This is a genomic window from Paenibacillus sp. FSL H8-0280, from assembly GCF_045040665.1.
Taxonomy (GTDB): domain Bacteria; phylum Bacillota; class Bacilli; order Paenibacillales; family Paenibacillaceae; genus Paenibacillus; species Paenibacillus xylanexedens_A.
Genome location: NZ_CP150296.1, coordinates 6,449,723 through 6,462,275, shown reverse-complemented (window position 1 = coordinate 6,462,275; position 12,553 = coordinate 6,449,723). Strand labels below are relative to the sequence as shown.

At 50.5% G+C, this 12,553-nt stretch carries 6 protein-coding genes; all 6 read left to right on the top strand.

The window, feature by feature from the left end:
• Positions 1-70: 70 nt before the first annotated feature.
• Positions 71-3,460, top strand: coding sequence for a tubulin-like doman-containing protein (locus tag MHI12_RS28105; RefSeq protein WP_340387885.1), 3,390 nt, complete (start codon positions 71-73; stop codon positions 3,458-3,460).
• A 1-nt stretch (position 3,461) separates the two neighbouring features.
• Positions 3,462-5,909, top strand: a complete 2,448-nt coding sequence (locus tag MHI12_RS28100) for a transcription initiation factor TFIID (RefSeq protein WP_405170910.1) — start codon at positions 3,462-3,464, stop codon at positions 5,907-5,909.
• A gap of 85 nt (positions 5,910-5,994) precedes the next feature.
• Complete coding sequence (locus tag MHI12_RS28095; protein ID WP_341009300.1) at positions 5,995-7,278, top strand: vWA domain-containing protein; 1,284 nt, start codon at positions 5,995-5,997, stop codon at positions 7,276-7,278.
• 19 nt (positions 7,279-7,297) lie between these two features.
• On the top strand, positions 7,298-7,945 hold the full coding sequence (locus MHI12_RS28090; RefSeq protein WP_405170909.1) for a beta-mannanase: 648 nt from the start codon (positions 7,298-7,300) through the stop codon (positions 7,943-7,945).
• 90 nt (positions 7,946-8,035) lie between these two features.
• The gene (locus MHI12_RS28085) at positions 8,036-9,295 is read left to right on the top strand and encodes a TRAFAC clade GTPase domain-containing protein (RefSeq protein ID WP_024632789.1); all 1,260 of its coding nucleotides are present in this window, start codon (positions 8,036-8,038) and stop codon (positions 9,293-9,295) included.
• Positions 9,292-12,486 carry a hypothetical protein gene (locus MHI12_RS28080; protein WP_405170908.1) on the top strand — a complete coding sequence of 1,065 codons (3,195 nt, stop codon included), beginning with the start codon at positions 9,292-9,294 and terminating at the stop codon, positions 12,484-12,486. The genes MHI12_RS28085 and MHI12_RS28080 overlap by 4 nt, the downstream gene beginning before the upstream one ends.
• Positions 12,487-12,553 lie beyond the last annotated feature (67 nt).

Sequence of the window (12,553 nt, the reverse complement as noted above, 5' to 3'; positions counted from 1 at the left end):
AGTGTAAGCATTCTTTAGTTTGAATTATATAGATTGAAGCATACGTGCGTTAATCTAAGGAGGACATGGAATGAAACCGATTGTTAGAGAACATATTCAGCAACTGGATGTATCACTTGGCGGAGGTATTGTCAGTGAGAAAATCAGAGTTGATACGATTGATAACCCCATTCTGATTATTGGTCTGGGAGGAACGGGAATTGATGCGTTGCTGCGTCTCAAATATCAGATCAACCGTCGTTTCAAGCTGCCACAGGACCCGGTATCCAAGAAAAAAATGGATAAGCCGGACAATGTGGAGTTTCTGGCTTTTGAGACAAACGAACAGGATCGTGCCAAAAAGTATAAAGGAATCGGACTTGATCCGATCAATGAATTCGTATTGCTGTCCAATGCCGAGATTGGCGGACTTTTACAGAACCGCAGCGTGCTGGAGCCTTACATTACGGACTGGCTGTCTCCCGAACTGAGCATCACGGACGGCATGAACGGCGCCGCAGGTGTGCGTCAGGCTGGACGTCTGCTCCTGTTCACGAAGATTAATCAGGTCGTGCAGGCCATCGACAAAAAGATCAAAACCTTATCCGTAGGCACCAACAAAAAACTGATGGTGTTCCTGCTGACAGGTCTGTCCGGCGGTACAGGCAGCGGCTGTTTCCTCGATATTTCCTATATCGTGCGTGGCATTATTGAACGTGATCATGGCTCTGCCGGGATTGACCGTGTTAATACACTTGGATATCTGTTCACGCCAGACGTGAACCTGTCCAACAAAAGCTTGAGCGAACACACTCGCGAATACATTCGCAAGAACGGATATGCTGCGCTCAAAGAGCTGGATTACTGGATGAACGTGGATAGCCGCGGTGAGCGATTCACACAGAAGTACGGCAATATTTTAACAGTCAACTCACCACTGCCACCATTTAATCTGTGTCACCTAATCTCTGCGACGAACACCGAAGGCAAATTGCTGGAGAACGCCTACGATTACTGCATGAACGTCACGGCCGAGAACATTACCAACTTCATGGCAAGTGAGGAGAAGCAGTCTGGTGAGGAGTTTGCGATCCATGATTATATCAGCAACATTCGCACCAACATTGCACAGATGAACAAGGTGTACCCGGCTAACTATGATTACAACATCATCGGTGCATCTTCGGCTGTACTGCCAATTGAAGAGATGACCACGTACCTGGCGTATCGCATGTTTGACAAAATGAATACCATGTTCTCCAAAGCACCAAACCAGGAGGATACCGAGAAGTTTGCCCGCAAGCTGGGCATTGATCTCGAAAGTGTCGTCAAGTCCTTTGAAGCCCGCGTGCCAGAGCCACTGCCTGGGTATCAGAACAGCGAGCGTTTATCCTATGGCAACGTGGTGAAATCACAGGTTGTGAATATGGACACCGAACTGGAGCAGAACTTCCTGGCCCGTGCCCGTGAAGAATATATCAAGGCGAAGAAACAGCTGCCGGGCGAGATTGCCGGCCAGTTCACCGAACAGATCCGGCGTATGTTTTTGCATCCCGAACAAGGTCCGTTCTATGTCTCTCGTCTGATTTATACGGAAAAAGGTTTCTGTGTACTGAAGATGATTCAGTCGTACATCGAAACGTTGCGTGAGAATGCCTTCCGCATTCCGCGTGATATTGAAGCAGCTCAGGAGCAGTCCGAAGAGAAACTGGGCGATGCGAAGAGTGCTTTTGTCTCCAAAGAGAAGAAAAAGAATGCTTATATTGAAGCGAAAATTCATGAGTACTGGCTGCACGCCGACGTGGAACGTAACGATCAGATGATCGAGTTCTATGAAGATCTGTATGAGTTGCTGAACCAAGAGAACAGCCGCATTTATAACGTATTTACCGAAACGCTGAATGCCCTTAGCTCAATATTCGCCAAGAACGGTGATTTGCTGACACGCGGCGAAGAACAAGCCGATCACAAAGGCAACAAGACATATTACTGGAACGTCGTAAGTGTACCGGATATCGTCAGTGTGGTGGACGGGCTGTTGGATAAACGTGATACAGATGATCTGATCCGTGACTTCTCCCGTGAATTGCTGGAAAACTCCAGCCAGTGGGTGAAAGAAAACGAGATTGATATCGTCAGCTCCATCTCCGACTTCCTGAGTGAGAAATTCGGTGATCTGATTACCCGTTCCATGGAAGATTTCCTGGTGATCAAATATGGTCAGGATGAGTCAGTCGAGAAGTTCGTGGAACGTTTCATTGCTGGCAAGCTGGATGATGAAGCCGTTCCGGTGTTCAATCTGAGCAACAGTACAGGCAGTCTGCATTTCCCTTCATGGGGATTTGTATCGGTACCTGCACAGGCGCCGGGCATTCTGAAAGGGATTCGCAATTATCAGAACAATGCGGTGGGCAAATCTCATTTTACCGTTAAGGAAAGTGAAGTGCGTAACCGGATTTTTTGGCTGAATACCCGCAACGGGGTACCACTCTTTGTCTATACACCGCTCAAAGTATATGAGGAAAGTTATGAACGTACCATTTTGGACAAAGAAGGCATTGGTCGTCACTTGGTGCAAACGGAGAAAAACAACTGGACCTATCTGCCATCTCCGATTCCGGAGAAATCATGGGGAGATGTGTACGAGAACGCCCGCGTGAAACAGTATAACGCCCGTGTGCGTAACGAATTCGTACAGGCACTCGGATACAACATTGTGACAGCCAAATCGATTGATGAGAATACAAGCAACCGGTATGCGATTGTGACAACAGAAGCGTTTGATTTGTCCGCCAAACTGGGGGCCTACGACATGCGTCTGACGTCCACCACGCCGAACCTCGGCGAAGTGAAGCGGGCCGTGATCGAGCTGAAACGTCTGCAATCTGAAGGGTTGCCGCGTGTAGGCGTTAAGGATATTTTCGGCAGTATTAATGAAGATATGGCCAAAGAAAACCTGGTACGCTCCCCGCAGCTGATCGCGCGCGTACGTGAGGAACTGGCGAAGATGAATGCCATCTCGGCCAAAGTCGCCGAACTCGAAGGCATTCTTGCCCAGTACCAAGACGAGGAGCAATGGTATGACCGCTTCATCGAAGCGTTATATACCGACACCATCGTCAAAAAAGGTGCGCTTTACGTCTATGACCGTGATCCGGAAGAAGACGCATGGGAGCCGTTCGCGAACCTGATGAAGAGCCGTAACTTTGCCGAGTATGAAGTGTTTGGCAACTTCCGTGGTCTGGCGGAGAAGGATCGCAGTACATTGCTACGCAAAGCCTCCCGCCGCGATAACGATCTCACGGCTTCAGAGGATATCACCCCACTGCTGACAAAGCTGGATGATCTGGCTGCGCTGTTCATGGAATCGCGCGATCGTCTCGAATACGAGCGGGTAGAACTGGCTAACGGAGAAGACATCTATCAGTTCTACAGAACGATGTCGTCCAAGCTGAACGACATTCGCAGAAGGCTGAAATAAGATGGTGACCGGGATGGAGTTCAATTCGAACAATACCCTGAAGCGTGATCTGGAGAAGTATGCAGCACAGTATGCAATAGAGCAGGAGCGTCAAGGCAGCCTGGGTGATGGACGCAGCAGTATCCATTACCCGGCTTTGTTCCTTTTCGTGGGTGATCTGGTTGCACCTGCAGTGTCTGCCGTACAGGAGATCAATCGGCTGAAATGGGATAACGGAGACGGTGTGGTCTACGTTCAGATTGGTACAGAAGATCAGAAAGAGCATTTGGGTGAAAAGAGGAATGGTGGCTCGTCCGATGATGGTCAGGTGACTCTTCACCGCTTGCCTCTGTCCGCTGGGCAGACAGAGCGACCGTCCAAAACACGGCGCAAGGATGTACATCGCAGTTTCCACGAATCGGATCAGGCGCTCTTTGATCTGAATCGTACGCTTCGGCGGGTAAGTAACCGGATTGCCGAATATGGACGGTTATACTCGTCATTTGATCGGATTTACGTTACGGTGGTAACCAGAGCGGATGATCCGTTGAATGTATTGTTGCCGGAGCTCACCAATCTGACGGAGACCATTTTGTCCCAAGCCTTCAAGTCGGTGCAGACGGATCTGCATGTATTGGTCAGCGAGATGGAACAGGTGGATTCCTTCGGGTATGCCAGCGCAGCAGGACTCGCTTTTCTGCGGGAACTGGATTATATGCAGTCCTTGGACTACACGTTCAGCGGTAAACTGCTGGTGACGGAGGATGGGATCTCCATTCCGGTTACACATCCCGCGTCACCGTTGTTTGATCTGGTATATCTGTTGTCCGACAAAAATGAGCGTGGAACCGGCGTTCCCGGTGGCTGGATCGAAAATGCCGAGATCATCTGCCGCATCTGCCTGCTGAAGAACAGGAAGCAGGATGTGGATCACTCGGGTAGCGTTTCAAGCACGGGAGCGAACACGTACAACAATACATCCTTTAAAAACAATATTCGTACCACCTCTGATCAGCATGGTTATGCCAGCGCGGGTTTTGCCGAGATCAGGCGGCCAAACAAGCCAATTGCACTGGCGGTTTTATACCACCTGTATCGGTATCTGCTCGCACGCATGCGGCAGGAGCCGGACTGGAGTATCAAGGACAAGCTCGCTTTCTTTGGACTCGATGCGGCCTCTGTGGAACGCAAAGTCGAAGGTCTGCTCCCCGATGAAGATCTGGTTAGTGGCATGAGTGGCATCATGACGCATAACGTTGGTTTCTCCGATCTCAAGCCGCTCTCGCTGCGTGAAGCGGAGAGAGCGTTGTTCGGACAAGGAGCCGAAGCGTACTTCCGCGATAACGTTGTCCGTCTTGTCGAAGAGCGTGTGCGCGAGCGCAGCTCTGGTGGCTCTCTGCGCCGTCAGGCTGAACAATCCCGCGCAGAGCATCCAGAGGTTGGTTACTTCCAGTGGGTGGCTTGGAGTGACAGTGAGCCTGGCAGTGTACGTGAAGCGCTGCTCGGACTGATTCGGGATAAATCGATGCAGCTTGAATCCGCACGTGCTCTGCTGGAGCAACGTCAGCAAGAGCGAGTGGAGGATCAGTCGTTCAAACGAGCGTTGTTCCGTGATAAACAGAATGTACGCAATCTGATTGACTGTATGCTGGAGCGAGTGTATGTACCGAAGGTAGAATTACTGCGACTGGAAAATGAATTACATCTGCTGCGCATCTACGATACGGAGATGGAAGAGCTTCAACGTTTCAGTCGCCACGTCACAGCAGCACTTGAAGCGATGGAACGCACACTTCGAGAGACAGCTGTCCAAAGTATCGCTGCTGCGGATGAATACATCGGTCAGAACGTGATGGAGTATTACGGCAAAGTGACGGAAGAGCTAATCATCGACCTGGAAGCTAAGCGCGGACGGGATGTATGGTTTGAGGACCGTTACATGGGAGACATGAACCGGCTTGCCACGGAAGGCGATGACCGTCTGCTGAAACGGCTGATGGAGGTATGTCACTCGTTGCTCCTTACGGCAGAGCCGTTGCAATTGCCATTTGAAGAAGAGCTGTTGCAGCGTGCTAACGTTACGATTGCCTACGGAGATAAAGATGTATTAACCCGCGATGATCTGTTCCGCAGGTTGTACCACACGCTGGAGGATCAGGCGGTTGTTCGGGTCCGGGTATTCGATTATACGCAGGAACATCGATATGAAGAGAAGTATTTCTTTGGTGACCATCATAGTGCTTTCATGGACTACGCGGCACATGCCGAAGAGACGTCACGTATCTACAAGTTGGGTGTGGTGTACGAAGAACGCAGTAGTGGCGTGGAGAAGCTGAATCTGATGGGCGGTTTCCATCTGGAGGATCTCATGGTGTATCGGAACGGCAAGGTATATTATGACTCGTACACGGAGAATGGCTATGAACTTCACCCCGCTGGTCTGGTGGAAAAGTTGTCACCCATTCGTTAAGACGCCGGCGGTGTCCTGACACCCAGCACCAATCTTGTATTAACTCAGCCTGTTTAAGGCTGGTTTGGAAAGGATGCATGCACACATGCAGCGAAAAATTAATCTTCTCCTGGTCCTGTTCAGCCTGATTGGCGGGGCAGTCGGCTTTGCGGCAGGAGAAATCATGTTGCGTCAATGGCTTGGGGAGATGCCACGTCTGTTGCTGATGGGATTATACTTTGGCGTACTGGCGCTGAGCGTTGGATTGTTCTGTTTGATCGCAGAGATGATCTCACCCAAGCTGAATGGTGCTTCATGGAAGCTCCGGTATCTGGGACTGTCGTGGAAATTGCTTGTTCCGGCAACACTGGCTCTGTTATTTGTTGTTGGACTCGCCCTGCAATTGTTGTATCAGATCAATCCGGGCGGTGCGAAGCAAGTGAAGGACATCGTACTGATGATCGACAACTCGGGCAGCATGAATGATACAGATCCGGATAACGGACGCTTTGAAGCCGCCAAGACACTGATCAGCCAAATGGAGAGTGACAAACAGGTAGCTGTCATTACATTTGATGACCAACCGCAGTTGTTACAGCCGTTTATTGCGCTGGATAGTGAAGCGGCCAAGAATGAGGTTTATAGCAAAATCGATGGCATTGTCACAACTTCGGGCGGCACCAATTTTGATGCCGTTTTGCGGGAAGGCATGGAACAGATTCAGGGCAAACAGGACCCGAAACGCGGTACAGTTGTCATCTTGTTATCTGATGGCTTCAGTGAAGCGGATACGGCAGATATTTTGTCCCAATATACCAGTGAACAGATTTCTATTAATACAGTTGGCCTAAGCCTGGTGGACCCATCAGGTACGGATCTGCTGCGTAATATTGCTCAGCAAACGGGTGGCATGTACTATGATGTACCGGATTCCGGTGGTCTGAATCTGGCATTCCAGCAGATCTACGATACGATTGATGAACGGACGCTGGTAACGGAGCGTACAGGCATGATGGAACATAGCGTTTATCTGGCGATTTTCCGTGTAGCAGCCGTGTTACTGATTGGAGTAGCATTGGGTGTGTCACTCGGACTTGTGTTTGATAACCGTCATCTCGCGCTCAGCTTCGGTATTGGTGGTGCGGTATCGGGTCTACTGGCAGGGCTTCTGCTGGAATGGGGCCTCGACGGTTCGAACGTGGGTGATACATTCGTACGACTTGGTGCGATGCTCATTTTGTCTGGCGTACTGACCCTGTTCTCCTGGATTGTTCCGATTAAGGAGAACACGCCGCGTAAGAGCAGGGGGCGTCGTGAAGCTGGCGGCGGAACTTCTTCAGCTGAAGGGTTCGGTCAGAGACCAAGAGATACACGCAGCAAAGGATTCTAACGTCGGGAGGTCAATGGAAATGCGATTTACGGATGCAGACCCTTCGACACCCTTGATTCGAAAACTGACACTTGCGGTGGACGAAGGACGTTGTACACTTCGCTGGCTCTGGCCAGAACGGGTAGAAGCTGTGTATGTGGAACGGCTGGAGCTGGATATGATGAGCGATGATCATATCGGGGAAGAGCCTGCACAGGGCAAGCTGAAGCTGTACACGAGAGAGGAATATAAGGCGAGCAATGGATACACGGATCGGATCACGGGTTTTGGTGCCATCAAGTATACGGTTTATGTGTGTCAGATGGAGGAAGATGGGCCTGTGCTGATCCGTCAACGAGACGATGACAACATGGTGATTGCAAGCGCAGGGAAGGCGGACATCCGCTTTTCCATTCGCTACAAGAGCGGTTTTTTTCAGAAACGGAAAAGTGTATTGATCACCGTCACAGCGGAAGTACCTGTTCCAAAGGAAGCACTCTGTTATATTCGCAAACAGGGCGGGGTTCCGTTGAATAAGGAAGATGGTACGGTGTATCCTTTTGTGAGTGATTTTGCTCCCGGAAGAAATGAGATGCCGCCCGTTGAAGTCGCCAAGGATGATTATGTGCGGTTATTCTTCACGGACGGACCGAAATATGGAGCCGCCTATCGGCTTATATCAGACTAGATAGTTGGACTAGCGATTGGAAGGTTACTCTGTCATCGTAGTGCAAGTGTAAATCACCTTAGTCTAACTGATCAGGGGAGGGGAGTGGCTATGAGCTTTTTTAGTCGGTTTTTGAAGAGACAACAGCCGGAGGAACGTCCGCTGTTTTATGATATTGTATGCCCTTATTGTTTCAGCAAGTTTTCACCAGAAGAGGTGGTGTTCCGCGCCGCCCATCACCGCGATGATGATGAGGACTACGCACTCGGGGAAGATGCGAAGTTGAATCGGTATCGTGAAAGGTTCGGACTCGACACGGTATTTGATATGGAGGCCGTATTGGCTCCGCATGATGTACCAGAGGAACATCGTATTTATTCCGATAACATCGTGATGGGTCTGAACGATCGGTACGGTGTCGTTACACGCCGCCGGTTGTGTCCGCAATGTCATAACGAGCTACCTGTTACGGCAGGTAAAGCACCGAGCAACATCATTTCCATTATTGGTGCGTCCCAGGTGGGGAAATCCGTCTACATGACTTCATTAATTCATACATTGCAGCATTATACGGCCGATCATTTTGACGCGGCTTGCATGCCATTGAATGCGGAGATTAGCCGCCGATTCCGTGCGGATTATGAAGAACCGTTGTTCGAACGAGGCGATCTTCTGGATTCTACACAGAAGGAGAAGTTGCAGGAGCCGTTTATCTTCCAGTTTGTGTTCAAGGACGAAGATAAAGCGCCGCTGACACTGGTTTTCTTTGACGTTGCGGGTGAAGGTATGGTGGAGCAAGATTATCTTGGACTTCACGGGCAGCATATCAAGAACTCGGCAGGTATCCTGTTCATGGTGGACCCACTTCAGATTCGTTCGATTCGGGACAAAATCCGCATTAACCTCGGCAATGAGCCGGGAGAGTGGACGCCGCGATACGATGAGCCACGCGATGTGGTGCTGACGATGTTTGGAGATTTTATCGCATATCAGGACAAAGCCAAGACCAATATTCCAACAGCGGTTGTGCTCACGAAAAGCGACATGCTGCATTCCCTCAAGGATGAAGAGGGCGATTATATCAAATCCAACAGTAATGTCTTCCGCAACATGGTGCACCGCGATTGGTTCGACTTAACCGAGTTCGAGAATATCGACGGGGAGATCCGGCGTTTTATCGAGAAGGTGGATCGTCCGTTCAAGGGCACGATGGATGTGTACTTCAAGGATACAGCCTATTTTGCAGTCTCTGCGCTGGGTAGCAATCCGGTGGATATGAAATTGCAGGGTGTGGTTAGCCCGATCCGCGTGGATGAACCTTTCCTGTGGCTGTTGTACAAGCTGAAGTACATTGAGGGGAGAGTGGGATGATGCGTTCTTCCGTAACCCCGCCCATTGAACAACAGTTGTATACCCGAGAACGGCGCGGGGTGTTTCGCACAACAGAGGGGTTTGATACGGTTGCGGCATCACCGGGACTGGACCCTTCTTTTATCAAAAAAGTGCTTCATCCCTACTGTGTCTATGACGCTCCAGCGGAGCTGACAGGCCGTAGCGAGAAGGACGAGACGAAGTTTCCGGCTGCCATTCACCTGCTTCATCTGGAGAGTGGGGAGACAATCCTTGGGCAAAATGTGTACCAATCTGCGGATTTCACCGGGCTGCGCAGTGCCTTTTTTGCACATAATTACGTCTTGTCTCCCGAGCGCTCGGAAGAGCAGATGAAACAAGGCGGCTGGCTGGATGCCGTGTTCGCCACGTCCTATGACATCGAACAAGGTACAGTTCTGCCAGCACTTGGTGAATTGCCTATATCACCGGGACGTGGTCCTGATTCATCACCAAGCCAGATGCTGAGTGCCTTGAAGATGAACGAAGTGCTGTTCAAGCGCCTGCTCTATGCGGTAATGCAGTCAGTAGCGACACGCAGAAAAGTATACATTGCGCTGGACCTTCCCGCAGAGGAAGTGACCGCAGGGGCCAAAGGATTGTTACGTTTGCTGTACACGGCTTTACCCTACGCATTCCGGCGGCAGCTCGGATTCATGACGTTTGCCAAGGAGCCACAGGCCAAGAAGGGCATTCACGTCCAGTTTGTAGAGCGAGGAACGTTGCGTCCGAAAGACCGGAATACGGAGAAGGATTTCACCTTTGATCTGGTATCCGGCAGAGTGACACATGCGGATGCATCTGTGGCGAAGTTACCTTACGCGGAATTCGCTTGGGCCTTATTGCAGGAACCTGCGGCGGCGGATGCGTTCTATACGTTTGCGGATGAGATGCTGTCCGGCATGGAGCCTGGGCGGGAACTTTCCATTGAAGCCTATGGCGAACTTGCGGTGTTCTATGGTCTTGAACAGGGCATGGAAGACCTGTATTTGGATAACAAAAGTCATGTCCTGAGTGGCTTACTCACCTATTTGAAGCCGGATGGTGGATCGCAGCAACGTTCCCGTCTGAACGAGCTGTTCCTGACCTTGCTCAGCAGGGAACTGGACAGCGTGAAGCGTGAGAACGTACCGGAAGAAGACGTCGCAGCTCGCATTGGAGAATATTTCAGTGTTGCCGCGCCCGTGGTGCAATCCCGAATTGTGGACTATTTTATCTACGGTGTGAATAATGCCCGCGCGCAGAAGCGTATGCGTGCTGTACAGGAATTGTATGCTGTGCTGGATCGGGATCCGCAGCTGAATCGAGCTTTCTTTGATAAAGTGCTGGCCAATGAATCGCTCACTAAGCTGTTGTTCGAGCCTTATCTGGACAATCAGCTGAAACGCACGGAATCGGCAGCGAACGTTGTTGAAGTGATCCGAAGATGGGTTACGTCCCATCCATCTGCGATCCACTACAGCTTCTTGCAGGAGCGGACAGCCAATGAGTTGCGTGAACGGTTATGTTCTGCGCCTAATCCGGTACAATCTGCGAATGAAGCCCTCCAGCGTGTTAGCATACTGGATCGGGTATCTGCTGATGTCACCTATGATACAGGCATTACGGCACGAATTGGTCAATCTGAAGCTACAGCTCGCCCTAATCGCAAAGGGGGATCTCCGTCTGCCAGTCAAGATCCGGCATATCAGGAGGAGTTAACCCGCCTTGCAGACAAGCTTGCTTATGTCATTAACCTGTTTATGATTCAGGATCTGGATCTGGAACGGGTTAACCGTGAACAGCTATTAAGCATTGATATTTTGCAGCATGGTAATGAGGTTCGGGATTGGGCGGCACGTCAGGGCTCTGATGTATCTGCTCGAACGAACATGATGCTGGCTGCGAGAGTGTGGCTTAGTGGCGAGGGGAATGAAGAAGAGGCATTGGAGGCACTTTCCCTGGCAGAACGCAATGAACTTCAACGCTGGACGCGTCGCTGGCTTGCCGGAGAGCTGCAGGCTCATCCGGGGATCGCGGCATATGAAGCTTTGCCGATGGCTTTTTATCGGGGAGGAAGCGGCAGCAATCGGTTGGATTATCCTGGCCTGATTGAATTCATCCGCACCAATGCAAGTCGTGCTGAAGGGCTGTATCCATTCTTCGAATGGTCAGGAGATCATCGAATGTTTGTCCGGGGTTCCAATGCGCATAAAGGATATGCGGATGCGATCGTGGCGTATTTCAAAGCCCATGACCGTGAAGCATTCAAGTCGAAGTCAGCTTTCAAACCGTATTACGTGAGAGCCAGCAAGACAATGAAGCCGGTCTATGACCGTGCGAAGACGGAATTGTCCTCTCCACTGGTACGGATGCTAACGGGTAAAAGGAAAAATCTGTTCGGATTAATCTTCTTGATCCTGATTCTTGGTATTGCTGGCGGTACATATGCATGGATGAAAGATTCTGTAGAGCCGCCAGCGGCATCCCCTCCTTCTACCCAAGAGCCTGTCATACCGGCTGAACCGGAGGTGCAGCTCGCGGAGCAGATTGCTTATATGATTCCTGCGAGTGAACAGGAGGGTACGGAGTCACCTGCTCAACTGGTGATCCGTTTCAGGAACGATACGGGAAGCACTGAGTTTGAGCAAGGCAAACTTCAATTGACGTTGAAGGATGGCAGTACTCAGGAGTTGGACACTACAGGTAAGTGGGAGAGTTTTAATCGGAATGAGGAGCCAGATAACCAAGTTCCTTCTGATAGTAGTTCAGGAAGTACTTCCGAAGGGAGCACGGATGGCTCATCAGCGGGAAACGCGGGGAACACAGAGCAGACGGAGGATGGCGATCAGCAGGTAGATCCTTCAACATCGGGTGATTCCACTTCAGATCCTGCTACCGATACAACAACGAATACAGGGACGAATGCATCGTCTAATGCTGCGAGTGGAGACACGGATCAAGGTACGGATGCAGATCAAGCTACAGGTTCGACATCGCCTGACACATCTGTATCCAATGAAGAGGATGCGAACACTCCTGCACAGATGTCTATAGGAGAGGTAGATCGTCTCTATCCGTATGGATTGCAGATCGATCTTCCAGCGAATATGGATGCGGAGAGCATTGTCAGTGTGAAGAGTACGCAGGGCAATATGACAGTGATCCAATTGATGCCGCAGCCTAAGCTGTAAGTTATTTTATATGAACATGTTGCATAGATTCATTAAGTGTCTTTTGATCCAATAATGAAATGCTGAC

Excerpts from the sequence above, each read along its gene's own strand:
- MHI12_RS28100 (WP_405170910.1), top strand. The coding sequence starts at position 3,462 with ATGGTGACCGGGATGGAGTTCAATTCGAACAATACCCTGAAGCGTGAT.
- MHI12_RS28080 (WP_405170908.1), top strand. The coding sequence starts at position 9,292 with ATGATGCGTTCTTCCGTAACCCCGCCCATTGAACAACAGTTGTATACC.
- MHI12_RS28090 (WP_405170909.1), top strand. The coding sequence starts at position 7,298 with ATGCGATTTACGGATGCAGACCCTTCGACACCCTTGATTCGAAAACTG.
- MHI12_RS28085 (WP_024632789.1), top strand. The coding sequence starts at position 8,036 with ATGAGCTTTTTTAGTCGGTTTTTGAAGAGACAACAGCCGGAGGAACGT.
- MHI12_RS28095 (WP_341009300.1), top strand. The coding sequence starts at position 5,995 with ATGCAGCGAAAAATTAATCTTCTCCTGGTCCTGTTCAGCCTGATTGGC.
- MHI12_RS28105 (WP_340387885.1), top strand. The coding sequence starts at position 71 with ATGAAACCGATTGTTAGAGAACATATTCAGCAACTGGATGTATCACTT.